General features: G+C 66.7%; 20 protein-coding genes and 1 pseudogene. 13 read left to right on the forward strand and 8 right to left on the reverse strand.

Translation table 11 applies throughout. The annotated features are described in order from the left end of the window. Positions 1 to 41: 41 nt before the first annotated feature. The 4 genes from ASG43_RS02260 (at position 42) to ASG43_RS02275 (ending at position 6,253) form a co-directional block, all read left to right on the forward strand. The gene (locus ASG43_RS02260) at positions 42 to 1,562 is read left to right on the forward strand and encodes a sigma-54 dependent transcriptional regulator (RefSeq protein ID WP_056499708.1); all 1,521 of its coding nucleotides are present in this window, start codon (positions 42 to 44) and stop codon (positions 1,560 to 1,562) included. Positions 1,563 to 1,771: 209 nt separating this feature from the next. After that, positions 1,772 to 3,478 carry a DUF882 domain-containing protein gene (locus tag ASG43_RS02265; protein ID WP_056499710.1) on the forward strand — a complete coding sequence of 569 codons (1,707 nt, stop codon included), beginning with the start codon at positions 1,772 to 1,774 and terminating at the stop codon, positions 3,476 to 3,478. A gap of 673 nt (positions 3,479 to 4,151) precedes the next feature. Further along, on the forward strand, positions 4,152 to 4,580 hold the full coding sequence (locus ASG43_RS02270; RefSeq protein WP_056499713.1) for a MucR family transcriptional regulator: 429 nt from the start codon (positions 4,152 to 4,154) through the stop codon (positions 4,578 to 4,580). 326 nt (positions 4,581 to 4,906) lie between these two features. Continuing rightward, complete coding sequence (locus tag ASG43_RS02275; RefSeq protein WP_056499715.1) at positions 4,907 to 6,253, forward strand: Nramp family divalent metal transporter; 1,347 nt, start codon at positions 4,907 to 4,909, stop codon at positions 6,251 to 6,253. 46 nt (positions 6,254 to 6,299) lie between these two features. Here ASG43_RS02275 and ASG43_RS02280 read toward each other — a convergent pair whose 3' ends face one another. Together ASG43_RS02280 and ASG43_RS02285 are read right to left on the reverse strand one after the other, a co-directional pair. Beyond that, complete coding sequence (locus ASG43_RS02280; RefSeq protein ID WP_056499717.1) at positions 6,300 to 6,554, reverse strand: DUF2312 domain-containing protein; 255 nt, start codon at positions 6,552 to 6,554, stop codon at positions 6,300 to 6,302. Between the two features lie 140 nt (positions 6,555 to 6,694). Beyond that, positions 6,695 to 6,997 (reverse strand): DUF1244 domain-containing protein, encoded by a 303-nt coding sequence (locus ASG43_RS02285; protein WP_056499719.1) that lies wholly within the window; start codon positions 6,995 to 6,997, stop codon positions 6,695 to 6,697. Between the two features lie 128 nt (positions 6,998 to 7,125). On the opposite strand from ASG43_RS02285, the gene ASG43_RS02290 reads away from it, so the two are divergent. Further along, positions 7,126 to 8,082 carry a DMT family transporter gene (locus tag ASG43_RS02290; protein ID WP_056499721.1) on the forward strand — a complete coding sequence of 319 codons (957 nt, stop codon included), beginning with the start codon at positions 7,126 to 7,128 and terminating at the stop codon, positions 8,080 to 8,082. A 193-nt stretch (positions 8,083 to 8,275) separates the two neighbouring features. Beyond that, positions 8,276 to 10,048, forward strand: coding sequence for an outer membrane beta-barrel protein (locus ASG43_RS02295; RefSeq protein ID WP_056499723.1), 1,773 nt, complete (start codon positions 8,276 to 8,278; stop codon positions 10,046 to 10,048). Between the two features lie 66 nt (positions 10,049 to 10,114). Here the strand turns inward: ASG43_RS02295 and galU are convergent, their stop codons facing one another. Further along, complete coding sequence (gene galU, locus ASG43_RS02300; protein ID WP_056499725.1) at positions 10,115 to 11,011, reverse strand: UTP--glucose-1-phosphate uridylyltransferase GalU; 897 nt, start codon at positions 11,009 to 11,011, stop codon at positions 10,115 to 10,117. 290 nt (positions 11,012 to 11,301) lie between these two features. On the opposite strand from galU, the gene ASG43_RS02305 reads away from it, so the two are divergent. Both ASG43_RS02305 and ASG43_RS02310 read left to right on the forward strand, forming a co-directional pair. Beyond that, on the forward strand, positions 11,302 to 12,531 hold the full coding sequence (locus ASG43_RS02305) for a lytic murein transglycosylase (protein ID WP_056500994.1): 1,230 nt from the start codon (positions 11,302 to 11,304) through the stop codon (positions 12,529 to 12,531). 7 nt (positions 12,532 to 12,538) lie between these two features. Further along, on the forward strand, positions 12,539 to 14,116 hold the full coding sequence (locus ASG43_RS02310) for an SGNH family hydrolase (RefSeq protein ID WP_056499727.1): 1,578 nt from the start codon (positions 12,539 to 12,541) through the stop codon (positions 14,114 to 14,116). Positions 14,117 to 14,245: 129 nt separating this feature from the next. On the opposite strand, the gene ASG43_RS02315 is transcribed toward ASG43_RS02310, so the two are convergent. Further along, positions 14,246 to 15,700 carry a glutamate synthase subunit beta gene (locus tag ASG43_RS02315; RefSeq protein ID WP_056499730.1) on the reverse strand — a complete coding sequence of 485 codons (1,455 nt, stop codon included), beginning with the start codon at positions 15,698 to 15,700 and terminating at the stop codon, positions 14,246 to 14,248. Between the two features lie 383 nt (positions 15,701 to 16,083). After that, positions 16,084 to 20,736, reverse strand: a pseudogene (gene gltB, locus ASG43_RS02320) (glutamate synthase large subunit); the annotation flags it as partial. A 400-nt stretch (positions 20,737 to 21,136) separates the two neighbouring features. On the opposite strand from gltB, the gene ASG43_RS02325 reads away from it, so the two are divergent. Then, positions 21,137 to 22,186, forward strand: a complete 1,050-nt coding sequence (locus tag ASG43_RS02325; RefSeq protein ID WP_056499734.1) for a low specificity L-threonine aldolase — start codon at positions 21,137 to 21,139, stop codon at positions 22,184 to 22,186. An 83-nt stretch (positions 22,187 to 22,269) separates the two neighbouring features. Then, positions 22,270 to 22,629: a hypothetical protein gene (locus tag ASG43_RS02330; protein WP_056499735.1), complete on the forward strand. Its 360-nt coding sequence runs from the start codon at positions 22,270 to 22,272 to the stop codon at positions 22,627 to 22,629. A gap of 125 nt (positions 22,630 to 22,754) precedes the next feature. Here ASG43_RS02330 and ASG43_RS02335 read toward each other — a convergent pair whose 3' ends face one another. Next, positions 22,755 to 23,033, reverse strand: coding sequence for an XRE family transcriptional regulator (locus ASG43_RS02335; RefSeq protein ID WP_056499737.1), 279 nt, complete (start codon positions 23,031 to 23,033; stop codon positions 22,755 to 22,757). Next, a complete protein-coding gene (locus ASG43_RS21955) occupies positions 23,002 to 23,271 on the reverse strand; it encodes a BrnT family toxin (protein ID WP_244487973.1) in 270 nt (89 codons plus the stop codon). The genes ASG43_RS02335 and ASG43_RS21955 overlap by 32 nt, the downstream gene beginning before the upstream one ends. Between ASG43_RS21955 and ASG43_RS23035 the strand changes: the two genes are divergently transcribed. Continuing rightward, on the forward strand, positions 23,176 to 23,373 hold the full coding sequence (locus tag ASG43_RS23035; RefSeq protein WP_056499740.1) for a hypothetical protein: 198 nt from the start codon (positions 23,176 to 23,178) through the stop codon (positions 23,371 to 23,373). The genes ASG43_RS21955 and ASG43_RS23035 overlap by 96 nt on opposite strands. Before the next feature lie 195 nt (positions 23,374 to 23,568). Here the strand turns inward: ASG43_RS23035 and ASG43_RS02345 are convergent, their stop codons facing one another. Next, positions 23,569 to 24,039 carry an Hsp20 family protein gene (locus tag ASG43_RS02345; protein ID WP_056499741.1) on the reverse strand — a complete coding sequence of 157 codons (471 nt, stop codon included), beginning with the start codon at positions 24,037 to 24,039 and terminating at the stop codon, positions 23,569 to 23,571. 301 nt (positions 24,040 to 24,340) lie between these two features. Here ASG43_RS02345 and ASG43_RS22485 point away from each other — a divergent pair, with 301 nt between their 5' ends. Together ASG43_RS22485 and ASG43_RS02355 are read left to right on the forward strand one after the other, a co-directional pair. Beyond that, positions 24,341 to 24,838: a hypothetical protein gene (locus tag ASG43_RS22485; protein ID WP_056499743.1), complete on the forward strand. Its 498-nt coding sequence runs from the start codon at positions 24,341 to 24,343 to the stop codon at positions 24,836 to 24,838. Between the two features lie 239 nt (positions 24,839 to 25,077). Then, entirely contained in the window at positions 25,078 to 26,049 is a 972-nt protein-coding gene (locus ASG43_RS02355) for an alpha/beta hydrolase (protein ID WP_056499745.1), read from the forward strand. Positions 26,050 to 26,058: the final 9 nt, after the last annotated feature.

Consider the following 26,058-nt stretch of genomic DNA (forward strand, 5'->3'; position numbering starts at 1 on the left):
ATATGGGCCGACGGTTTCGAAGGGCGAGAGGGGCATCGGCCATGACAGCGGATATCCTCGTCGTCGACGACGATCCGGTGCAGTTGCGCCTCGTCGAGGCGCAACTGACGCGAATGGGCCACCGCGCGCGGACGGCGGATGGCGGGGAACGGGCTCTGGAGCTCCTGCGGAGCCCGGCCGGGCCCTCCTTCGCGGCCGTCGTGCTGGATCTTTCCATGCCGGGCATGGGCGGTCTCGACGTACTGGCGGCCCTTCGACGGGAGGGACGCGACGTACCGGTCATCGTGCAGACCGCTCGCGGCGGCGTCGAGACCGTGGTCGAGGCCATGCGGGCCGGCGCCTTCGATTTCGTCGTCAAGCCGGTCTCCCCGGAGAAGCTGCGCGCCACGATCGGCCATGCGCTGAAGCTCTTCGCCTCGCAACGTCCCAAACCGGGTGGAGCCCCCTCGCCGTCCCCCGATTTCGACGCGGAGCCGAGCCCGGCCATGGCGCCGGCCATCACGGTCGCGCGCCGCGCGGCGGGCTCGTCGATCCCCGTCCTCATCGAAGGGGAGACCGGCGTCGGCAAGGAATGGCTGGCGAGCGCCATCCGCGCAGGCGGACCGCGCAGGTCCGCCCCCTTCGTGGCCGTGAACTGCGGCGCGCTTCCCGCGCTCCTCGTGGAGAGCATCCTGTTCGGGCACGAGAAGGGCGCCTTCACCGATGCGACGGAACGGCGGGCCGGCCGCTTCCTCGAAGCCGATGGCGGAACACTCTTCCTCGACGAGGTCGGCGAACTCCCGCCCGACGCCCAGGTGAAACTCCTGCGCGTGCTGCAGACGGGCGAGGTCGATCCGATCGGCGGGCGCGCGCCGAACCGGGTGGACGTGCGCATCCTGTCGGCGACGAACCGGGATCTGGCGGAGGACGTGCGCAACGGTCGCTTTCGAGAGGATCTCTACTATCGCCTGAACGTCCTCTCCATTCGCGTTCCGCCGCTTCGCGAACGGCGATCGGAGATCGATCACCTCGTGGAGGCGATGCTGCAGCGCTTCGCCGCGATCGAAAGGGTGGACGTCGTTCCGCGCCTGTCTCCCGCCGCCCGCAGGCTCCTTCACGCCTACGACTGGCCCGGCAACATCCGACAGTTGGAGAACGTCCTCCATCGCGCGGTCGTCGTGTCGGAGAAATCGCGACTGGAGCCCTCCGACTTTCCGCAGATCCGACCCTTCGTCGATGACGACGAGACCGAGACCGAGACCGAGGCGGAGGCCGAAGACGAGGCGGAGGACACGCTGTCGGCCCCGGCACCCGGCCCCCTCCCCGAAGCCGCGGTCGATCAAGCCGAGTCCTCGACGCGCTGGGCCTTCGACGAGGCCGGCGACATCCGATCGATCGACGCCGTCGAGGCGGAGCTCATTCGACTCGCCCTGCAGCGCTACCAAGGCCGCATGAGCGAGGTGGCGCGACGCCTCGGCATAGGGCGGTCGACGCTGTATCGAAAGCTGCGAGCCTATGGATTTCAGGCCGATAGCATCGAGGAGGACGGCGGCGACCCCGCCCCTCCGGAGCCCGATCGTTAGGCCGCTGGCGAAAGTCGCCGGCCTTTTCTTTTGCACGGGAAGAAAAATGGGCTAATCGTCATCTTCGTGCCGCAGTCTCGATGGAGATCAGATCTCGCCTTGCAGGCAGTGCGACTTAACAGTTAAGAGCCTCTTAACCATTCGAGAGCTATTGGTGAAAGGCCGGGATTGACACCCGCCCGAACCGATATTTGAGGGACTAGGACCGGATGATCGGACTGAACGACCTGCTCGGCCGCATGTCGATGCGCGTTGCTTCCGTGGCGGCCCTGGGTCTGCTGTCGTTCACCTTATCGACCGGGAGCGCGGCCGCAGAAACGCGTGTCCTGAAGCTCTACAACCTTCACACCAAGGAGAAGGTCTCGATCGCCTTCAAGAAGGATGGTCGCTACCTTCCGCAGGGTTTGAAGGATCTGAACTGGTTCCTGCGCGACTGGCGCAAGAAGGAGCCGACGCAGATGGACAAGCGCCTTCTCGACCTGATCTGGGAGGCCTACCGCCAGTCCGGTTCGCGCGATTACATCAACGTCATCTGCGGTTATCGCTCCGCCGGCACGAACAACATGTTGCGCTCGCGCTCCTCGGGCGTCGCCAAGGAAAGCCAGCACACGCTCGGCCGCGCCATGGACTTCTTCATCCCGGACGTGCCGCTGAAGAAGATGCGCGAGATCGGTCTTCGCATGGAGGTCGGCGGCGTCGGCTACTACCCGAAATCCGGTTCGCCCTTCGTCCACTTCGATGTCGGAAATGCCCGTCACTGGCCGCGGATGAGCCGCAAGGAACTCGTTGCGGTCTTTCCGAAGGGCAATACGATCCACGTTCCGTCCGACGGCAAGCCGCTGCCGGGCTACGAGCAGGCCTTGGCAGCCTACAAGCAGCGTAAGGGTTCCTCCGCCACGACCATGATGGCGGCAGCATCCTCGAGGGGCGGCGGCAAGACGCTCTTCGCGGCCCTCTTCGGCGGCGGTGCCGACGAGGAAGAGGATGTCGCGAATGTCGAGGTTGCGGCTGCCCAGCGCGCGCCGCGCCCCGAACCGGTCGCGAAGACGCCGGCCAAGGCCGTGGAACCGCCGGTCGCCGTCGCGGCGCTGGTGCCGACCGAAAAGCCCAAGCTCCTTTCGAACGGCGTGCCTCTGCCGATCCGCGATACGTTCGACACGACGGCGCCGACGCCGCCGGCCGCCATCGCAGAGCGCCCGGCCGCCGAGCAGCCGGAGTCCAGCGAGTTCGCCGCTCTCGTGCCGGCGCGCGTTCCGCTGCCGCAATGGGCGCCGCAGCGTGCCGCTCCTGCGGTCATCGCTCCCTCCGTCGCTGTCGCCAGCGTCGCGTCTCCCGCGCAGCGTGACGATGTTTCGGCTCTGATGGCGGCCGTCGAATCGACCTCCGCTGCCCAGGAGATCGCAGCCAGCGCTCCCGCGCAGATGGCCTACGCGGTTCCCACGCCGCGCAGCCGCCCGCCGTTCGAGGCGATCCTGTCGGGCAAGCCGGCGAGCGCCGACGCGATCCGGGACATCGCGAGCGCGAGCGTTCCGATGCCGTCTGAAATGCCGTCGCGTGTTGCTGCAACGACGCCAGCGCCCCATGCGCTCGCCGTCACCCCATCCCAGCGCCCCGTCGCGACCGCCTCTTTGACGCCTCGGACGCAGCCGAAGATCCTGCCCGCGAGCGCTCCGACGGTGGCCAAGGCTGCGGCTCCGCGACAGAACCTTCTCCTGGCGTCGACCGGGTCGGCCAAGCCTCGCGCCGCCAAGCCGGCTGCCCCGCTGGCTGTACCGAAGGGCAAGACAGGCCGCTTCGCCCGCACGTCGCCAGCACCGACCTCGGCTCCCGCTGCCATCGCCGCTGCGGTCGCCCCCAGCCAGGATGCGATCCAGTCGCGCATCGAAATGGCGATGTCGGCCGCGTTCGCCGACTGATCTCGCGGACGTCGCGTCCTCTTTCGATGACCAAGCCTCATGCCGGGACGCGCTCGCCGCTCCCGGCATTTTTGTTGAACCACGAGAACCGTCGAACCCGGATGTGAGCGCGTCCTGCTCATGGGAACGAGATGCGCCTCCGACCATCGGCTTCCCAGGCGGTTTCCGGATCGGCGCGTCGCGCCGCGGCGCTTTTTGAACCTTGGAACGCTCCTCACGGGCCCGCATCCCTGCAAGGCATGTTCGCCGCGATCTTGAATGGGATGTCCTCGATTCCCAATGACCTGCAGTCTCGACGATGCTTGATCTGTCGATCACTTGCGTTTCATCGCCGGTTGGACCAGCGAGCGCATGGAATGATCTCGTTCGACGCTTGAGACAACGAAAATCGAGGTCCGGCGGGAAAGTAGCCTTCAGCAACAAATTGTTATGGACGGCAGACAATTTCGTAAAATCAGGGGCATGCCGGCTTCGGGACCTTGTATATCCCGCACCGCAACTCCCGCTCATCGGTGGAAAATCCACTGACGGGATTGACATTAAGTAGTGGTGTCACAATACCAACTTAACTGCATCGAAAGCAGCAGCCTCATTGCTGAAAACCCAATCATGCATTGCATCGACCACAACGCGTGCGTGAACCCTCCAAGACCTTGAAAAGATTGGATCGAATATGGACCAGATCGATCGGCTCGACGACAGCGAGATGCTGATGGAACTGACCGCGGAAGTCGTTGCAGCTTACGTCAGCAACAATTCCCTGGCCGTGACGGATCTTCCGACCTTGATCACCGAAGTCTACGGCGCGCTCGGGCGCACCCATGTCGGGCCGGCGGCTCCGGTGGCCGAGAAGCCGAAGCCTGCCGTTCCCGTGAAAAAATCGGTCACCGACGATTACATCGTCTGCCTGGAAGACGGAAAGAAGTTCAAGTCGCTGAAGCGGCACCTCATGACCCACTACAACCTGTCGCCCGAGGACTATCGCGACAAGTGGGACCTTCCCGCGGATTATCCGATGGTCGCGCCGAATTATGCGGCGGCGCGGTCGCGGCTCGCCAAGCAGATGGGCCTCGGTCACAAGCGGCGTCGCGGCCGAGCCTGACGCCCTCAGACGATTCGATGCCTTGTAAACCCTCGCCCGCTGGCGGGGGTTTTTTGTTGAGACCGGCACTTCCGCCCCGTTGCGCGAAACGAAGAAGACGCACTCGACGGGACACGGCGGACGGCTCGTCTCGGCTCAAACCTGACCCCTGCGCCGTCGATTTGTCGAAGCTACAAAGTTTGTCACTGGACAACTTTCATGGCCGAGACGTAGGCTCCGTCTCGAACGGGACGCGCGGATCCGAGGTTTCGGGTCGCTTGGATCCCACGACGTCGCGGCACGGGATCGTCGCGGCGGCAGGTCGTGGCGAACGGCAAGGGTTTGAGATGCGAGACGACGGAGCAACGATCGGGACGGAGCGAGGATGGCGACGCTCGCGGGGTGACGGCTCGCTTTCGGACGTCCACCGGTCCGTGAGCGTCGGCGCCGGCGGCCCCAACCTTCGCAAGGCCGCGGCCTTCATGGGTCCAGGTTACCTCGTCGCCGTCGGTTACATGGACCCCGGCAACTGGTCGACCTCGATCGCCGGAGGGTCGAAGTTCGGCTATACGCTCCTCGTCGTCGCGCTCGTCTCGAACATCATGGCGATCGTCCTGCAGTCGCTGTGCGCGCGTCTTGCGATCGCATCCGGCCGCGATCTCGCGCAGGCTTGCCGCGACGCCTATCCCAAGCCTGTCGCCTTCGTCCTCTGGTTCCTGGCCGAAATCGCGATCATCGCGACCGACATCGCCGAGGTGATTGGAACCGCGATCGGCCTCAACCTCATCTTCGGCATCCCGCTCGAGATCGGCGTCATCATCACCGCCCTCGACGTGTTCTTGATCCTCTTCCTGCAGAGGCTGGGCTTTCGCTGGGTGGAGGCGCTGGTCATCACACTGCTCGGCGTCATCGCCGTCTGCTTCGCCGTCCAGATCGTCATGGCGGACCCGAACTGGGGCGACGTCCTTCGGGGTTTCGCACCGACGACGGAGATCGTGACCAATCCCGAGATGCTCTACCTGGCGCTCGGCATCCTCGGCGCGACGGTCATGCCGCACAATCTCTATCTCCATTCCGGGATCGTGCAGACGAGGGCCTTCGGCCGGACGCTTCCGGAGAAGCGACAGGCGCTGACCTTCGCCACGCTGGATTCGACCGTCGCGCTCTGCTTCGCGCTTCTGATCAACGCCTCGATCCTGATCCTCGCCGCCTCCGTCTTCTACACGAGCGGACGCACCGAGGTCGCCGAACTCGGGGAGGCGCATTCAATGCTGGCGCCGCTGCTGGGTCTCGCCATCGCGCCGACGCTGTTCGGCGTGGCGCTCCTGTGCTGCGGCATCAACTCCACCGTGACGGCGACCTTGGCCGGCCAGATCGTCATGGAAGGCTTTCTCGACATCAAGCTCGCGCCCTGGCTTCGCCGGCTCATCACGCGCGGCATCGCCATCGTTCCGGCAGCCGGCGTCACGATCTGGTACGGCGATTCGGGCACGGCCGAGCTTCTGATCTTGACGCAGGTCGTGCTCAGCCTGCAGCTGTCCTTCGCGGTCTTTCCGCTGGTGATGTTCACCTCCAGTCGCGCGAAGATGGGCGACCTCGTCGCGCCGCGATGGCTCATCGCCATCGCGGTGGTCATCGCCGTCGTCATCGCGGCGCTGAACATCAAGCTTCTCTTCGACTTCGTCCTGGGCTGATCGAGCGGGGACGCAAACCGGCGCCGGACCGACGCCCGGCGCCCTGTCACATCATGCCGAGCGCCTGGAGATAAAGCTCGAGGATCGCATCCATCTCGGCGCGTTCGTTCTGGTCCTGCTTGCGGATGGAGACGATCTTGCGCAGCACGCGTGTGTCGTAGCCACGTCCCTTGGCTTCGCCGTATACGTCCTTGATGTCGTCCGCGATCGTCTTCTTCTCTTCCTCCAGGCGCTCGATGCGCTCGATGAAGGCCCGCAGTTCCTCCGCCGCTACGTTCGTCTCGGCGTTAACATCGCTCATGGGTCGTCCTTTGATCTCGTACCCGCCGTCGCACGCCGGACGTCGAGGCTGAGCGTCGACGACGATTCGAAAGCGTCCGACCGCGCAACTAGCAGAAAGCCGCTGCCGTTTGAATGGAGGCCGGATCGGATCGCAACCGGTCAGCCGTGCGGCTTGGAACCTTCGAAGGCGGCCTTGGCCTCCGGCGCCGCTTCGGTCTGGTGCAGCGCGCGCCAGTCGTCGTAAGGCATGCCGTAGACGATTTCGCGCGAGGCGTCCTTCGTCATGGGCTCTCCCGCTTCTTGCGCGGCCTCGCGATACCAGTTGGACAGGCAGTTCCGGCAGAACCCGGCGAGGTTCATGAGATCGATGTTCTGAACGTCGGTCCGCTCGCGCAGATGCTCGACCAGCCGGCGGAACGCCGCCGCCTCGTAGGCGATGCGCGTCTCGTCTGTTCCGTCCATGAGCGGCACTCCTCGTTGCTCTCTCCAAGCCTTTCCGACATATCACGCTCCATCGCCGCCGCTTCAAGCCGTCCCGCGGCGAACGCCGCGTCCAGCGCGACCGGCGGGACCTTCTAGAGATGCCATCCATGAGCCGAGCCGCATCGACCCGGTCGACGACCGCCCTCCCCCTGTCCGCGGCGGGCGCTCTCGCGCTGCTCGTTCTCGGCGCTCTCGCCATGGGCATCTCGCCGGTCTTCGTGCGCCACTCCGACGTCGGCCCCTTCGTCAGCGCCTTCTGGCGCGTGGCGCTCGGCCTGCCCGTTCTCGCCCTCTGGGCCGTTCTGGAACGACCGGTCGCAAGGCCGAAGGGCCAGTCCATGCCCTATGGCGCCGTCGCCCTGGCCGGGCTGTTCTTCACCGCCGATCTGTTCTTCTGGCATCTGGCGATCGTCAACACCTCGATCGCGAACGCCACGTTCTTCGCCTGTCTCGCGCCCGTCTGGGTGGCCATCCTCTCGCCGATCACGCTGGGAGAGGCCGTCGCGCGATCGACCCTCGTCGGCCTCGCCATCTGCGTCCTCGGCGCCGGCCTCCTGATCTTCCATTCCTCCGGACCGGGCGATTCGCGCCTCATCGGCGACCTCTACGGCATCGCGACCTCGTTCTTCTTCGGCCTCTACTTCCTGGCCGCGAGGCGCGCGCGCGGCAGCATCGCGGCCGGTGCGATGACCCTCTCGTCCACCGTCGTGACGACCGCCGGCCTTTTCCTCATCGCCCTTTTCTCCGGCGAGGTCTTCGTCCCCGGCACGCTCTCCGGAGCCGCCAATCTCCTCGCTCTCGGCGTCGTCAGCCATGCCGGAGGACAGGGACTTCTCGCCATGGCGCTGGGCGTTCTCTCGGCGTCCTTCTCCTCGCTGGTGATCTTCATCGAGGCGATCGCCGCCGCTCTCTTCGCCTGGGCGTTCGCGGGTGAGAGCATCGACGCCATGCAGATCGCCGGCGGCCTCCTCGTTCTGGCCGGCGTCTATGTGGCCAGACCGCGGGCCGAGCGACCCGAAACCCCTCCGCGCCCCACCGACGCCCCGCCGAAGACCGAGACGTAAGGGCTGACGGCCCGGACCATCGACCGGGACCGAACGGATGCCGAGCGCTCGGCGGCGCGCCCCCGGCCCGTTCCTTGGAGCGCGTCAGCTTCCCACCATGCTCGCGTCCTAGGGTCCCGCCGAAGGTCTGAGAGGACCAAAGCTTAAGCCCGGTGCCGCGTTGAAAACAGCCCATCGCCTGACAGGCTCCAGATTGCGCCGCGCACGGGCGCTCGGCGTGGCCGGCGCCTGCCTTCTCGCGACCACGGCGGCGATGGCGCAGCAGGCCGATCAAGGCCCCGCCGCACCGGCCGCCCGGCGCGGCATCGAAGGCTCCGGTCTCCGGCTTGGCCTCGGATCGGACCTCACCGACGAGGTTCGGCGTCCCACGGCGTCGGGCCCGAGCAACACGCTGGCGCCGGCTCCCGAGCAGACCTTCTACAAGCCCTTCAGCCGCGGTTCGGAAGACCGGCGCGATGCGGCCGACTCCGGGCGCGACCCGAGCGTCGAGGAGCTCGTCAATCCACCGGACGACGCGGAGCCCGCCTTCGATCTCTTCGAAGGACCGGACGGCGCCCCCGCCCCGCGCAACAATCGCGCCACGCCGCCGGTTCGGGCCGGAGGGGCCTTCGTTGCGCCGGGTGAAGGCCCTCGCCCCGGCTCGCGGACCGACGTCCAGGCGATCCGCGCCAGGGGCGGAACCGCGGAAAGCGATCTGCTGATCGACGTCCAGCGCCGCGGTGTTCCCGCGCTCGACCTCGCATTGCCCGCCAGTCCCTCCACCCTTCGCTCGGGAACGCGCGTCGGCGGCCGGATCAACCTGCCCGTGACCGGGCTCCGGCCGACGGTGCCGCTTGCTGCGGACGATGCCTTCGCGCCGGTGGGCCTCAGAGCCGGCAGCTTCGTTCTCTACTCCACGCTCGACCAGAGCCTCGGCGTCTCCTCGAACCTCAGCCGGGCGCCGAACGGCGCCTCCGGCGCCTTCTCGGAAACGCAGCTGTCCGCCCGCCTTCTGTCGGACTGGTCGCTGCATCAGGCCGAGTTGAACGCGCTCGCATCCTACCGGCGCAATTTCGAAGGCGACGTCGAATCCGAGCCGCTCCTGTCGCTCGACGGTCGCCTGCGTCTCGACGTCGATCGCCTGACGACGGCGACCTTCACCGGCGCCGTCCAGTATCGGCAGGAAGACCCGAGCGAGGTGTCGCCCCTCCAGATCACGTCGGACCGACCCGATATCCTAACCTATTCGGCCGGCGCGAAGCTCGAGCGGGCATTCGGCCGCACCAAGCTCGGCCTCGACGCGACGAGCCTGCGCGAGACCACCTCGAAGGACGATGGCGCCGGCTTCGAGCGGCTCGACGAGAACTACACGACGACGACCGCCGGCCTGCACGCGGGCTACGAGCTGTCTCCCGCGCTCCAGCCCTTCGTCGCGGCCAGCATCGGCAAGCGGGTGTTCGACCAGGAGATCGATCCGATCGGCCGGGACCGGGACTCGTTGATCGAAGCCCTGCGCGGCGGTCTCGCCTTCGATCTCGGCGAGAAATTCCTCGGCGAGATCGGCGCGGGATACGCCTGGAACGTGCCGGACGACGACGCCCTGGAGACCACGGGTTCGCCGACCGTCGACGCGCGCATCGCCTGGTCGCCCCAGCGCGGGACGGACGTCGTCTTTTCCGCCGCCACCACCTTCGATCCCGACACGACGCTCTCCTCGACCTCGACGCTCTATGAGGGCGCGATCGCGGTTCGTCACCGCGTCACGGCACGGACCGACCTGACGGGAACGCTGACGGCCTCCTACCGCGATGCCGACATCCAGCTCGAACGCGAGACGAGCTACGCCGCCGAGGCGGGCTTCGTCCATTGGCTCAACCGGACGCTCGCCTTCACCGGTCTCGTGCGCCACGAACGCCTCGACAGCGAGGCGCCCGGCAGCGACTACGACGCGACCTCCGCCAAGCTCGGACTGCGGCTCCAGCGCTGACGCAGACACAAAAAGGGGCATGGACCTTCGTCCACGCCCCTCCGTCACAACGTCGATTCGCCTCGGTCAGGCCGTCTTGGCAGCCGGCTCCACCGTGTTCAGCAGTTCCTGAAGGTTGCCCATCACCTTGTTGCGGATGTCGGACCGCCAGAGCGCGAAGGCGACGTTCGCCTCGATGAAACCTTCCTTCGAGCCGCAATCGAACGTGCGGCCGGTGAAGTGGTAGCCGTAGAAATCCTGCCGTGCCGCCAGCTTCAGCATGCCGTCCGTCAGCTGGATTTCGTTGCCGGCACCCTTCTCCTGCGTTTCCAGGATGTCGAAGATCTCAGGCTGCAGAATGTAGCGACCGGAGATGAAGAAGTTCGAGGGCGCCTTGTCGGGAGCCGGCTTCTCGACCATGCCGTCGATCTTGAACCCGATGCCGGCATCGGCGCCACGACCGACGATGCCGTACTTGTTGGTCTCGGCGGGATCGCAGGTCTCGACCGAGATGATGTTGCCGCCCGTCTCGTCGTAGAGCTCCACCATCTTCTTGAGGCAGCCCTCTTCGGCCTGCATGATCATGTCCGGCAGCAACAGGGCGAACGGCTCGTTGCCGACGAGCTCGCGCGCGCACCAGACGGCATGGCCGAGACCGAGCGGCGCCTGCTGGCGGGTGAAGCTCGCCGTGCCGGGGCGCGGCTGCAGGGAATCCAGGAGATCGAGTTCGGCCTTCTTGCCGCGCTCGTTCAGCGTTCCCACGAGTTCGACCTGGATGTCGAAATAGTCCTCGATCACACCCTTGTTACGCCCGGTCACGAAGATGAGGTGGTCGATGCCCGCCTGGCGCGCCTCGTCCACCACATACTGGATGACGGGTCGATCGACGACCGTCAGCATTTCCTTCGGGATCGCCTTGGTTGCCGGCAGGAAGCGCGTCCCCAGTCCGGCGACGGGAAACACGGCCTTACGAACTTTCGGCATGCATCTTCTCCAATGGTGGCGCGCGGCCGGTCACGTGGAATTATAACACTCCGCCGGGCAGGCAAAGAGATGCCGTGTTTCCGCCTTGAAATACGTCGACCGTATGAAGAACCGATGGCACGGGAGCGGGGAGCGCGATCGTGGTAAAGGCCGCGTTAAGTTCCTCGCGTTACGGTCGCTCCATCACCATGTCACGGACCGGAAAGATTCCGGAGACGGACCATGCCGAGGTCCACGCGATCGTCATCGCGGATCCCGGCGGTTTCCGGTCCCCAGCAGGAAGGAAGACCATGCGAGCCATTGCCAGCCAGCTGTCCCGACGCGCCGCCGCCGTTTGCCTCGCCGCCGGAGTTCTCGCCGGCTCCTCGCTCCCCGCCTTCGCCGATGCCGGCTTTCGCAATTGGATCGCGACCTTCGAGCAGACGGCGGTCAAGAGCGGCGTCAGCCGCGAGGTCTATCGCGCCGCGTTCGCCGGCGTATCCGAACCCGATCCGGAGGTTTTGGAAAAGGCCCGGTTCCAGCCCGAGTTCAAGGACAAGATCTGGGATTATCTCGACAACCGCGTTCATGAGGAATCCGTCGCGGAAGGCCAGGCCTATCGCGCAAAGCTCAAGCCCTGGCTCGACAAGATCGAGAAGCGCTTCGGCGTGGACCGCGACGTCCTTCTGGCCATCTGGTCGATGGAATCCAATTACGGGCGCATCCTGTCGCGCACGGACGTCGTGAAGAGCGTGCCGCGTTCGCTGGCCACGCTCGCCTATCTCGACAAGAAGCGCGCGAAGTTCGCCCGCTCGCAGCTCATCGCGGCGTTGAAGATCGTACAGGACCGCGACGTCTCGGTCGAAGGGCTGACGGGCTCCTGGGCTGGGGCCATGGGCCACACGCAGTTCATCCCCACGAGCTACCGTCTCTACCGCGCCGACATGGACGGCAACGGTCATGCCGACATCTGGTCGTCGGTTCCGGACGCGCTGGCGACGGCGGCCAATCTCCTCGCCAAGAACGGTTGGCAGAGCGGCCGCACCTGGGGCTACGAGGTCGTGCTGCCCTCGGCGAAGGCCGCCTCGCTCGCCGGCGGCGCCAAGACGGTCGGCCAGTGGTCCAAGCTCGGCCTGCGCCGCGTCGGCGGCCGCGACTTCCCCTCGGCATCCGAGCGCGCGAACCTCTATCTGCCGGCCGGCCCGAACGGTCCCGCCTTCCTGATGACGAAGAACTTCTACGTCCTCAAAGCCTACAACAATGCCGACAAGTACGCGCTGGCCGTCGGACATCTCGCGGACCGCATCGGCGGTGCCGGGACGTTCGCGCAGGATTGGCCGCGGGGCTACAAGCCGCTCTCCATGGAGGAACGCTACGAGGTCCAGCAGCGCCTGACCCATCACGGCCTCTACGACGGCAAGATCGACGGCAAGATCGGCGAAGGTTCCAAAACCGCCATCATGTCCTATCAGAAGCGGGCGGGCGTCGATGCCGACGGCAATGCCTCCAAGGCCTTGCTGGATCTCTTGCGCAGGAACTGAACCGGACATGACGAAGCGGAGCAGCGGCGGCACGACGACACGGCGACGGATACGGCTTCTCCTCGTCCTTCCGCTCGCCGTCGTCATCGGAGCGCCCGAGGTCCCGCTTCTCGGCTCCGTTCGCGTGGCCGCCGCACAGGAGCGGCCGCGCACCATCATGGACATGCTCTTCGGCTCGCCGAGCATCCGTCGCCGGCCGATGCGCGAGATCGATCCGCCGCGCCGCGCCAGCCCCAAGCGCAAGGCCAAGCCGCGCCAGAGCAAGGGGCAGAGCGCCGCGAAGGCTCGCGGCGTGAAGGCGGACCGCTCGACCACGGCGGCCGTCGGAGCGGGCGCCGCCGTCGCCGCGGGCGCGGTCGGGACGGACGACGCGACACCGGTCGAGAAGAAGACCGATGCCAAGACCGTTCTCGTCGTCGGCGATTTCCTGGCCGCTTCGCTCGCCAGCGGCCTCACCGACGCCCTGGCGGGCAATCCCTTCGTTCGCATCGAGAATGTCGCGGACGGCTCGTCCGGCCTGGTCCGCGCCGACCATCTCGATTGGGTCCACAAGATCGGCCCCCTCATCGCGGAGAAGAAGCCGGTCGTCGTGGTCGTGATGATCGGGTCCAACGACCGCCAGCCGATCTCGAACGGCTCCATCACGCTGTCGCCCGGCACCGGCGAATGGGCGGGCGAATATGCTCGCCGCGCCGAATCCCTGGCGAAGGCGATCGAGGAGAGGGACGTTCCGCTCGTCTGGGTCGGCATGCCCTCCTTCAAATACGACCGCATGAGCGCCGACATGGCGACCTTCAACGAAATCTACCGGAAGGCGTCCGGCGGCGTCGGCGGCGAATTCGTCGACGTTTGGGACGGCTTCGTCGATGCGAACGGGGCGTTCAGCTATTCCGGTCCGGACATTTCGGGACAACAGGCGCGGCTGCGCAACGAGGACGGCATCACGATGACGGCGGAGGGCGCGGAGAAGCTGGCCTTCTTCGCCGAGAAGCCCCTCCTCCGGCTGCTCGGGCCCACCGCCTCGATCGGCCCCACGGCGCCCGGGGAGATCGCCTCGGTCCAACCGGCCGTGCGGCCGGCCAACGCCACCTCGGCGCCCCTCGTCGGTCTCAATGATCCCGCCCTCGACGGCGGAGACACGCTGCTGGGCGGATCGCAACCGGTGATCGCATCCGGCGAACCCTCGCCGCGCCAGCAGCTCGTCGTCTCCGGAGAACCGTTGGCGACGCCGATCGGCCGTGCCGACAATTTCAACTGGAGCGGCAAGACGGAAGCCGTGGCCCCGCTGCGCGGGACGGACGACGTGATTTCCCGCGGCAGCGTCGAGCTGCAGGACTTGAAGAAGCAGCAGGGCCTGCAGCCGCCCAAACCCATGCCGAGCCTCGCCGACGCGATCATCGACGACTGGGAAGCGCAGAACGCGGCGCAGGGCAAGCCGTCCGCGTCCGAAGCGGCGGTCCCGCCGCCGGCGGGCGGCGGACCATCCGGCGCGGCGCCGGAACCGTCCGGACGGGCAACGTCGCCCGGGACGGGGCCTGCCCCGTCGAGCGCATCGCCCTTCGCAGCCGACCCGAAGCCCCTCTGATCCCACGACCCGTCCGCGACGCCGCGCGGCGGCGGCGCGATCCGCGACGGTTGCCGCGTTGAAACGCAAGAGGCTCGGCGTTCCGGAGGGACCGCCGAGCCTCTTTCGATGAAACGGAGATCCGTCCGGTCAGCGCGGGAGCGTGGTCGTTCCCATGAGCGAGAGGTCGATCGCGCGCGCGGCCTGACGCCCCTCCCGGATCGCCCAGACGACCAGTGACTGACCGCGACGCACGTCGCCGGCGACGAAGAGCTTGTCGACGGAGGACTTGTAGGTTTCGTCGTCCGCAGCGACGGCGACGTTGCCGCGGCTGTCGGACGTCGTCGCGAGGCGGCTTCCGAGATCGGCGAGAACGCCGGTCTCCATGGGGCCGGCAAAGCCGATGGCGATGAAGGCGAGATCGGCCTTGATGATGAATTCCGTCCCGGGAACGGGCTTGCGCCGCGCGTCGACCTCGGCGCACTTCACGCCGGTCAGGTGACCGTCCTCGCCGGTGAATTCGAGCGTCGCGACCTGGAACTCGCGAATGGCTCCCTCCGCCTGCGACGAGGAGGTGCGCATCTTCGTCGCCCAATAGGGCCAGACTTCGAGCTTGTTCTCGGTCTTGGGCGGCTGCGGCCGGATGTCGAGCTGCGTGACCTTCACGGCGCCCTGGCGAAACGCGGTGCCGACGCAATCGGAGGCCGTATCGCCGCCGCCGACGACGACGACATGCTTGCCGCCCGCCCAGATTTCCTCCGAGGGCCAGCCCGCGCTGTCCACCGGTTCGGCCCCGACGCGCCGGTTCTGCTGCACGAGGTAGGGCATGGCATCGTAGACGCCGGTCAGGCCGCCATGCGGAATTCCGGCATCGCGCGGCTTCTCGGCACCGCCGCAATAGAGCACCGCATCGTAGTCCGCCGTCAACTCGTCGAGCTTGCGATCGACACCGACCTGAACGCCGCAGAAGAAGGTGACGCCCTCGCCCTTCATCTGCTCGACGCGCTTGTCGATCCAGTGCTTCTCCATCTTGAAGTCGGGAATGCCGTAGCGAAGGAGTCCGCCGGGCCGGCTCTCGCGCTCGAAGACATGGACCTCGTGGCCCGCGCGTCCGAGCTGCTGGGCAGCGGCAAGTCCGGCGGGCCCGGAGCCGATCACCGCGACGCGCTTGCCGGACGCGGCCTTGGCGGGCTGAGGCCGGATGAGACCGAGCTTGTAGGCTTTGTCCGCAATCGCCTGCTCGACGGTCTTGATGGCGACCGGCGTGTCCTCGAGATTGAGCGTGCACGCCTCCTCGCAGGGAGCAGGGCAGATGCGTCCGGTGAATTCGGGGAAGTTGTTCGTCGAATGGAGGTTGCGGATCGCGCCCTCCCAGTCGCCGGAATAGACGAGATCGTTCCAATCCGGAATCTGGTTGTGGATCGGGCAGCCCGTCGGGCCATGGCAATAGGGAATGCCGCAATCCATGCAACGCGCCGCCTGCTTGCCGACCTCCTCGTCGGACATGGGCAGGGTGAACTCCCGGAAGTGGCGGATGCGATCCGACGCCGGCTGGTATTTCTGAGTCTGCCGGTCGATCTCGAGGAAGCCCGTCACCTTGCCCATCGTTATCCCACTCGCACTTGTCGCATCGCGACGTTCACGCCTGCCTGCCGGCCAATCCCCGCCTGCAGCGCACAATACGATATTCGGTCGCTCTTAGAAGCGCTCTCGTGTCGCGACGCAAGCGTCCAAGCCCGCTCCCGATCCGCCTCTCATGCGCACCGCTGCGGCCAAGATCGCGCGCAGCGATCCGATCGCGACCGTGCGGATCGACGATCGAGGACGGACATCGGGCCGCCTGTAAAAGGAGGCGAACGCCAAGACCATCCCGAGCATCACGGCTTCGTATCGCAAAAGCCGTTCACCCCGTGGACCGTCGCCGGTACGGCCACGGCTGTGAAAGCCGGGACCGAACCGTGCAGAACCTTACTCGTCCGCATCCGACATCATTCCGCCGCGACGCCCATCCGCATCCGCTCCATCTCCAGCAAGGCTCTGCGGTACTCGACCGGCATCACCTTGACGAACTTGGTGCGGTACTCCGCCCAATGGTCCAGCATGGTCTTGGCGCGCCCCGAACCGGTGTAATGGTGGTGGTTCAGGATGAGCTGGTAGAGCCGTTCGTCGTCATGGCCGGTCATGTCGGAGGAGACGTTGACGCGACCCTTGTGCTGGAGATCGCCGCCATGGTGGTGGAGCTTCTCCAGGAGGTCGTCCTCCTCCGGCACCGGCTCCAGTTCCACCATCGCCATGTTGCAGCGAGCGGCGAAGTCGCCGATCTCGTCGTAGACATAGGCGACGCCGCCGGACATGCCGGCCGCGAAATTGCGGCCGGTGTGGCCGAGAATGACGACGACGCCGCCCGTCATATACTCGCAGCCGTGGTCGCCGACGCCCTCCACGACGGCGATCGCCCCCGAGTTGCGCACCGCGAAGCGCTCGCCCGCAACGCCGCGGAAGTAGCACTCACCGGAGATCGCGCCGTAGAGGACGGTGTTGCCGACGATGATCGATTCCTCCGGCACGATGCGCGTGTTCTCGCGCGGCCGCACGATGATGCGCCCACCCGACAGGCCCTTGCCGACATAGTCGTTGCCCTCTCCGATCAGCTCGAAGGTCACGCCCTTGGCGAGGAACGCGCCGAAGCTCTGCCCGGCCGTGCCGGTCAGCGTCACGGCGATCGTGTCGGTCGCAAGACCCTTGTGCCCGAAACGCTTGGCGACTTCGCCGGACAGCATCGCGCCCGCCGACCGGTCGACGTTCGAGATCGCCGTCTCGATCGAGACCTTCTGGCGTGCCGTCAGCGCCGGTTGGGCCTGCGCGATCAGCCGGCGATCCAGCACGTCCTCGATCGGATGGTTCTGTCGCTCGGTCCAGCGCATCTCGTCCTGCGTCCCCTCCGGCTTGTAGAAGACCTTGGAGAAGTCGAGGCCGCGGGCCTTCCAATGCTCGATCATCGGCTGCTTTTCCAACCGATCGGACTGGCCGATGAGATCGGCGAAGCGGCGAACGCCCATCTCGGCCATGATCATCCGCACCTCTTCCGCGACGTAGAAGAAGAAGTTGATGACGTGCTCCGGCTGGCCCTTGAAGCGCTGGCGCAGCACCGGGTCCTGCGTGGCGACGCCCACCGGACAGGTGTTGAGATGACACTTGCGCATCATGATGCAGCCGGCCGCGATCAGCGGGGCGGTCGAGAAGCCGAACTCGTCGGCCCCGAGCAACGCGCCGACGATGACGTCGCGCCCCGTCTTCAACCCGCCGTCGACCTGCAGCGCCACGCGCGAGCGCAGCCCGTTGAGGACGAGCGTCTGCTGCGTCTCGGCAAGGCCCATCTCCCAGGGAGAGCCGGCATGCTTGATCGAGGTCAGCGGCGAGGCGCCGGTGCCGCCGTCGTAGCCGGCGACGATGATATGGTCCGCACGCGCCTTGGCGACGCCCGCCGCCACCGTTCCGACCCCGACCTCGGAGACCAGCTTGACCGAGATGTCGGCGGCCGGATTGACGTTCTTCAGGTCGTAGATGAGCTGCGCCAGATCCTCGATCGAATAGATGTCGTGATGGGGCGGCGGCGAGATCAGGCCGACGCCCGGCGTGGAATGCCGGGTCTTGGCGATGGTCGCGTCGACCTTGTGGCCGGGCAACTGCCCGCCCTCGCCCGGCTTGGCGCCCTGGCTGACCTTGATCTGCAGCATGTCGCCGTTGACGAGATACTCGGTCGTCACGCCGAAGCGGCCCGACGCCACCTGCTTGATCGCGGAACGCTCGGGGTTCGGCGAACCGTCGGCGAGCGGCTGGAAGCGATCCGGCTCCTCGCCGCCCTCGCCGGTGTTGGACTTGCCGCCGATCCGGTTCATCGCGACGGCGAGCGTGGCATGGGCCTCGCGCGAGATCGAGCCGAAGGACATGGCGCCGGTGCAGAAGCGCCGGACGATGTCGACCGCCGGCTCCACCTCGTCCAGCGGCACCGGCGACAGGCCGACCTCTTCGGCGAGCTTGATGTGGAACAGGCCGCGGATCGCCGACTGCTCGACGGTCGAGCGGTTCACGAGCTTGGAATATTCCTGGAACTTCTCCCAGGAATTGCCGCGCACGGCGTGCTGCAGCGTCGCCACCGCGTCCGGCGACCAGAGATGCGCCTCGCCGCGGATGCGGTAGACGTATTCACCGCCGACCTCCAGCGAGCGCGCCAGGACCGGGTCGTCGGAGAAGGCGAGGCGATGGCGCTCGGCGGTCTCGCGCGCGACCTCCTCCAGTCCCACGCCCTCGATCGTGGTCGCCGTGCCGGTGAAGTAGCGCTGGACGAAGTCGGACTTCAGACCCACCGCGTCGAAGATCTGTGCGCCGCAATAGGACTGGTAGGTCGAGATGCCCATCTTGGACATGACCTTCAGGAGACCCTTGCCCACCGACTTGATGTAGCGCCCGACGAGTTCCTTCTCGTCCACCTCCGGCGGGAATTCCCGGCGGCGATGCATGTCGATCAGCGTGTCGAAGGCGAGATAGGGGTTGATCGCCTCCGCGCCGTAGCCGGCGAGACAGGCGAAGTGATGCACCTCGCGCGGCTCCCCCGATTCCACGACGAGACCGGCGGCCGTGCGCATGCCCTTGCGGATGAGATGATGATGCACGGCCGCGCAGGCCAAGAGCGCCGGGATCGGGATGCGGTCCGGCCCGACCTGCCGGTCAGAGAGGATGATGATGTTGTAGCCGCCGACCACCGCCGCCTCCGCGCGCTCGCAGAGCCGCTCCAGCGCGCCGACCATTCCGGCCGCGCCCTGCTCGGACGGATAGGTTGTGTCGATCGTCTTGGTGTCGAACCGGTCCTCGGTGTGGCCGATCGTGCGGATCTTCTCGAGATCGCCGTTCGTCAGGATCGGCTGGCGGACCTCCAGGCGCTTGCGGCGCGAGGACCCTTCGAGATCGAAGATGTTCGGCCGCGGCCCGATGAAGGAGACGAGCGACATGACCAGTTCCTCGCGGATCGGGTCGATGGCGGGGTTCGTCACCTGGGCGAAGTTCTGCTTGAAATAGGTGTAGAGCAGCTTGGAGCGGGACGACATGGCCGAGATCGGCGTGTCCGTTCCCATCGAGCCGATCGCCTCCTGGCCGGTGGTCGCCATCGGCGCCATCAGCGTGCGGGTGTCCTCGATCGAGTAGCCGAAGGCCTGCTGACGGTCGAGCAACGTGACGTCGGCGCGCGCGGCGCGCGGCGCCACGGGCTTCAGGTCCTCGAGGATCAGCTGCGTGTTGCGCAGCCATTCCTTGTAGGGATTGGCCGTCGCGATGCTGCTCTTGACCTCCTCGTCGGAAACGATGCGGCCCTTCTCGAGATCGATCAGGAGCATGCGGCCCGGCTGCAGGCGCCACTTCTTGACGATGCGCTCTTCCGGCACGTCGAGCGTGCCCGCTTCGGATGCGAGGATCACCAGGTCGTCGTCGGTCACGACGTAGCGCGCGGGCCGGAGGCCGTTGCGGTCGAGCGTCGCGCCGATCTGGCGACCGTCGGTGAAGCAGACGGAGGCCGGCCCGTCCCACGGCTCCATCATCGCGGCGTGATACTCGTAGAAAGCCTTCTGCTCGGGACGCATCTGCGCGTTGCCCGACCAGGCCTCCGGGATCAGCATCATCATGGCATGGGCCAGCGGATAGCCGCCCTCGGTCAGCAGCTCCAGCGCGTTGTCGAAACAGGCCGTGTCCGACTGGCCCTCGTAGGAGATCGGCCAGAGCTTGGAAATGTCGTTGCCGAAGAGCTCGCTGTCGACGCTCGCCTGGCGCGCCGCCATCCAGTTGACGTTGCCGCGCAGCGTGTTGATCTCGCCGTTGTGGGCGACCATCCGGTAGGGATGGGCGAGCTTCCAGGACGGAAACGTGTTGGTCGAGAAGCGCTGGTGGACGAGCGCGAGCGCCGAGGCGAAGCGCGGGTCCTTCAGGTCCTGATAGTAGTCGCCCAGCTGATAGGCGAGGAACATGCCCTTGTAGACGATGGTCCGAGCCGACATCGAGACGATGTAGAAGTCGAGATCCTGCTTGTTGCCGCGCGAATAGATGCGCGAGGACACCACCTTGCGGATGATGTAGAGCTTGCGCTCGAAATCGTCCTCGCTGGCGATGCCGGGCGAGCGCGCGACGAAGACCTGCCGGTGCACCGGCTCGGTCGCGACGATCTCCGGCGCCTGCGACAAGGAGCCGTTGTAGACCGGCACGTCGCGCCAGCCGAGGACGCTCTGCCCCTCCTCCGCGACGATCGTGTCGAACAGCGTCTCGAACTCGGCGCGCTGGCCGGCATCCTGCGGCATGAAGATGTGCGCGACACCGTACTGGCCGGGCACGGGCAAGGCGACGCCCTTGGCCGCCATCTCCGCCTCGAAGAAGGCGTGCGGAATCTGGACGAGCATGCCCGCGCCGTCGCCCATCAGCGGATCCGCGCCGACGGCGCCGCGATGGGTGAGGTTCTGCAGGATGGTCAGGCCCTTCTCGACGATCGAGTGGGACTTCTCGTTCTTCATATGGGCGATGAAGCCGACGCCGCAGCCATCGTGCTCGTTGCGCGGATCGTAGAGCCCCTGGCGTTCGGGCAGGCGGCGGGCGCGCGCTTTGGTCGCGATCGGGCCGGTGGCGGGGGCCGCGATCTCGGCGGTCTCGTTGGATGGCGTCAGCTTCGTCATCGCTTCATCTCCCGTCAGAAGACCCGCCGTCCTGGATGTTCCAGAGGGGCGGCCCGTCGTCTTATCATGTCCGTATCGGTCCGGCCGGTCCGAATCAGCCCGAGGCATCGCGCCGGTATCGCGGACGAATCGGCCCTTCGGCCCATCCGCGCACAAGACGCCTCGCTCCCGGTCGTCTCGAAGAGACCCGAGATAGGGCAGCATTACTGTCCTATCTTTCGGACGATGCCAGAAGTCGCGCGAGTTCGCAAGGCGGCGGCGACATCCGCGCGCCGGTCGCGAGGCATCCGGCCCGCTTGTTCTCGGCACGGGCAGGGTTTAACCCATGCCCATGATCTTCGCCTCCGACAACTGGTCCGGCCCGCATCCGGCCATCACCGCCGCCCTTGCCGAGCACGGCGCGGGCATGGCGTCCGCCTACGGTTCCTCCACCCTCGACAAGACCGTGGAACGACGCTTCGACGAGATCTTCGAGCGCGAGGTCGCCGTCTTTTTCGTCGGCACCGGCACGGCCGCCAACTCTTTGTCCTTCGCCGCGGTCAATCGTCCGGGCGGCGTCGTGCTCTGCCACCGCGAGGCGCATGTCGTGGAGGACGAATGCGGCGCGCCGGAATTCTTCACCCACGGCGCGCGCATGGCCCCCGTCGACGGCGCGGACGGCCTGATCGATCCGGTCAATCTCGCGCGCGAACTGAAGCGCTTCAACCCTGATTTCGTCCATGCCGGCCAGCCGATGGCCGTCACCGTCAGCCAGCCGGGCGAGGCCGGCACGATCTATCCGACCGAGACGCTCGACGCCATCGCCGCCATCGCCCACCGCCACGACCTCTCGCTGCACATGGACGGCGCGAGATTCGCCAACGCGCTGGTGGCGACCGGCCTGTCGCCGGCCGAGATGACCTGGAAGCGCGGGGTCGACATCCTGTCCTTCGGCGCCACCAAGAACGGCTGCTGGTGCGCCGAGGCCGTGATCTTCTTCGACCCGGAGAAGGCGCGGCAGTTTCCCTATATCCGCAAGCGCGGCGCCCAGCTCTTCTCCAAGACGCGCTTCGTCGCGGCGCAGTTCATGGCCTATTTCGAGAACGGCCTCTGGCTCGACCTCGCCGCCCATTCCAACGCCATGGCCGATCGCCTCCGCGCCGGCCTCGACGCCTCCAACCACGCAAGGCAGGCTTGGCCGACCCGCACCAACGAGGTCTTCGCCATCATCGAGAAGGACCGCGCGGCGGAGCTTCGGGCCAAGGGCGCCGTCTTCTACGACTGGAACGCCCCGCACGCGCTGCACGACCTCACCGCCGAGAACGAGACGCTGGTTCGGCTGGTGGCGAGCTGGTCGACGGGCGAAGACGACGTCGACCGGTTCGTGGAACTGATGCGCTAAGAACGGAGGACGCCGGCGCATCGCTGCCGAGAAGGATGGGTCGGCATTTTCGACCGAGGCCACGCACTTTGCGGGTTGATCGATTGTCACGGCTTGTCATCATCGGAAACAGCGGCTCGGGCAAGAGCACTCTGGCAAAGGCTCTCGGCGATGCCTTCCAACTTCCGGTGCATGAATTGGATCTCATTCACTGGCTGGACGGCGGGATCAGGCGAGATCAAAGCGCTGCGAAATCCATGGTCTCGGATTGCGCCGGGGGGGAAAGCTGGATCATCGAGGGCGTCTTCGGATGGCTTGCCGAAATGGCGCTACCCCGCGCAACGGCCCTCGTCTGGACGGACCTGGCATGGAGCGAGTGCCATGACGGGTTGCTTCGTCGCGGGATCCGGCGCGGCATGACGCCGGGCGATCAGCACGAACTGATCGATTGGGCCGGAGGCTAATGGAAACGGTCGACCTCCTCGTCCTTCGATGGCCACGAAAAGCTCTTCCACGGCTTCGAAGGCACGAAACTGAGGCTTCGGACGCGACCGGACGTGACAGGACTGATGTCGGCACGCGCTGAAGGTCAGGCGACGATCGAGGCGACCATGTCGGGGTGGCGTGCGATGACGCGAACATAGGCGATCGCGAAATCCGGGGCAGACGTCCTGGCCTGCTCCCAGTCGCGCAAGGTCCCGATGGGCACCTTGAACCTTCCGGCGAACTCGGCCTGGGAAAGACCCAGCCCGATCCGCGCGGTTCGGATCAGACGCGCCTTTCGACCTCGGTCCAGGCCGTCTGCCGATACGTCGAAATCCTCGGGATCCGCGGGATCAGACGCCAGAACGATAGGCTCGGTCTTCACCTGGATTGCTCCTCCTGACGGATATGAAACGAGGCAGATCGGACCGCCACGTGAAAACGGCCGTGTAGAGCTTGCCTTCGACCAACCCCACGACCTTGAACCGATCCTCCCGATCCGTTGAGCGGATCGAAGCTAGGACGAGATGTTCGATATCTTCGAAGATGCGGTCGCCGAAGATCAGGGGCAACCCGTGACGCTCTCGATTGACGGCATCCTTGGCTGGATCGAACCGCTCCACCATGCGGCGATCATACGGATTCTCCGTACCCGCGCAAGAGTGCCGGTTCGTCAGTGCCGGTTCGTCGCGAAAGGGAAATCGCTCTGGACTTTCATCCAGTGAACGACGAGCGCCCCCTCTCAGCCTCGTCATCCTCGAGCGCCGCGCGAGGATGACGATGCGGAAGGGTCGGTGTCCTCGTAAAGCCGGGTTTGCTCACTGGAGTTTTCGAAGCGATTGCGCTGGTCTTCGCGACATCCCGAACGAAAGCGGCGCCCCGAAGGGCGCCGTCGCACTCACATCCAGGCCGTCGGCCGATCAGGCCACGTTCGCCTCGATCTGGCGCGCGTTGGCGTTGTCCGCCACGGCGATGTCGATCTTGCGGGGCTTCATCGCCTCGGGGATGACCCGGACGAGGTCGATGTGAAGGAGGCCGTTCTTGAGGCTCGCGCCCTTGACCTCGACATGGTCGGCGAGCTGGAACCGGCGCTCGAAGGAGCGGCCGGCAATGCCGCGATAGAGCACCTCGCTCTCTTGGCCGTCCGCCTTCTCGTCGACCTTCTCGCCCTTGACCGCCAGCACGGTCTCGCGGCTTTCGATCGAGAGTTCGGTCTCGGCGAAGCCCGCGACCGCGAGGGTCACGCGATAGGCGTTCTCGCCGGTGCGCTCGATGTTGTAGGGCGGGTAGGACTGAGCGTTTTCGGGCTGGCTCAACTGGTCGAGCTTGGCGAAGAGGCGGTCGAAGCCGACGGTGGAGCGGTAGAGCGGAGCGAAATCGATGGCACGCATGGTATGTTCTCCTTGAGAAGCAACATGGTTTTGCGACGTGGCGCCAGACCTTTTGGCTCCCCGATAGAAGGGCGAACCGGCCGGGCAAGCGGCCCCTTTCGGCGACCGCAAACGACATTTGGTGAGGGGGATTTCGCCCTTCAAGCCGCGATCGCAAGCCGGCTCCCTATTTTTCCGAACCGCGATGGGACGCCGGGCTCCATCGCTGAACGCGGGATGAACATGCCCTTCCGTCATCGTTCATCCCGCCGGGGCTAGGGTCGCCTCATGGTTCGAGGGAACCGCTGAGGAGACCACTTCGATGACGCCCGCCCGCCTCGCTCTCGCATCGCTTGCCGCCGTCCTGACCATCACCGGAACCGCCGCGGCCGGCGGTCGTCACGAGGGCGACGTCGTCATCGTCCGCTCCCTCGACGCGGGGCGCGACGGTGGATGGCGCGCCGGGCGCTTCGACGACGACATCATGCCCGAACGCCGGCTCGTGCGCCGCCTGATGCGCCAGGGCTTCGTCGAGATCGAGGACATCGACCTGCGCCGCGACCGCTACATCGTCCGCGCCGTGCGTCCGAACGGCGCGCTCGTTCGCCTGGCGGTGGATGCCTATGACGGTGAGATTCTCGCCCGCGAACGCATCGGCTGGGTCCGGGACCGCGCCCCGCGCGGTCCCCGGGCGGACTATGGGCGCGGGCCGGACGGCCGCGACGTCGGCGACCGCGACCACGGTCGCGCTCCCCCGCCCCCGCGCGACGGCATCGAATTCGACTTCGGCGGCGGCTCGGTCGGCATCTACACCCGCTGATGTCCGCCGGGGCGACCATCGTCCCGGAACGATCACCGTCCCGGGGGAACCCGGGACACGACATCGGCTGCGGCGTTCCGTCCCTTCCGCCGCGGCCGTCGGGCCGGGAGTCCGTCGAAGGGCTCCCGGCTCAAGGCTTTCCATCGCTCCAACGGTTGCGGCGGATCGCCGTTGACGTCATGGGAACGAAGGCGGCTTAAGGTCCGTCGGGCGCGACGGGCGCGCGGATCTGATCGACGATGAACGAAACGCTGGACCGGACGGGTCTGATTGAGACGCCGGGCAATCCGCTGCCGGAGGGGATCGTCTGCGGCAAGGTGACGACGCCCGACCGCGTGCGCCTGCGCTACGCGGTCAGCCCGGCCCGACACCTGAAGACGCGCGGCACGGTGATTCTTCTCCAGGGCCGCAACGAGACGATCGAGAAGTATTTCGAGACGATCGGCGATCTCACCGCCCTTGGCTACATGGTCGCGACGTTCGACTGGCGCGGACAGGGCGGCTCCGACCGGCTCCTGCGCCGCAGCCGGCTCGGCCATGTCCCCCGCTTCGAGGCCTATGTGGACGATCTCGAGACGATCTTCCGCGAGGTGGTTCTGCCGGACTGTCGCGGCCCCTTCGCCGTTCTGGCCCATTCCATGGGCGGCGCGGTCGCCATGCTCGGCGCTCCTCGCCTTCTCAACCGCGTCGAGCGCATCGTCGCGGCGGCGCCCCTCATCTCGCTGCCCGAAACCGGACCCGACCCGCGACGTCTGGAAATCGGCACCACCTTCCTGCGCTACACGGGGCTCGGCCGCCTGCCCATGCCCTCGCCCCATCGCGCCAAGGGCCTTCCGACGGTCGACACGAGCCTGCTCACGAGCGACGCGCGCCGTCTCCAGCGCAATCTGGCCTTGATGGAGGCGGCGCCCCAGCTCTTCGTCGGCAATCCGACGGCCGGCTGGCTCAACGCGGCGACGACGACCATGCGTCTCCTCGACGATTCCGACGTCATCGCCAAGCTGCAGGTGCCGACGCTCTTCGTGACGGCGGGCGCGGATCGCATCGTGTCCTCGGCAGCCGCCGAGCGGCTGGCCTGGCGGATGCGCTCGGGCCATTCGATCACGCTGCCGGGCGCACGGCACGAAATCCTGCAGGAGGCAGACCGCTACCGCGAACCCTTTCTCGCCGCCTTCGACGCCTTTGCCGGCGGCGCGCTGCCGCTGGAGTAGAGGCGGCGC

Source organism: Aureimonas sp. Leaf454 (assembly GCF_001424685.1).
In the GTDB taxonomy this organism is placed as follows: domain Bacteria; phylum Pseudomonadota; class Alphaproteobacteria; order Rhizobiales; family Rhizobiaceae; genus Plantimonas.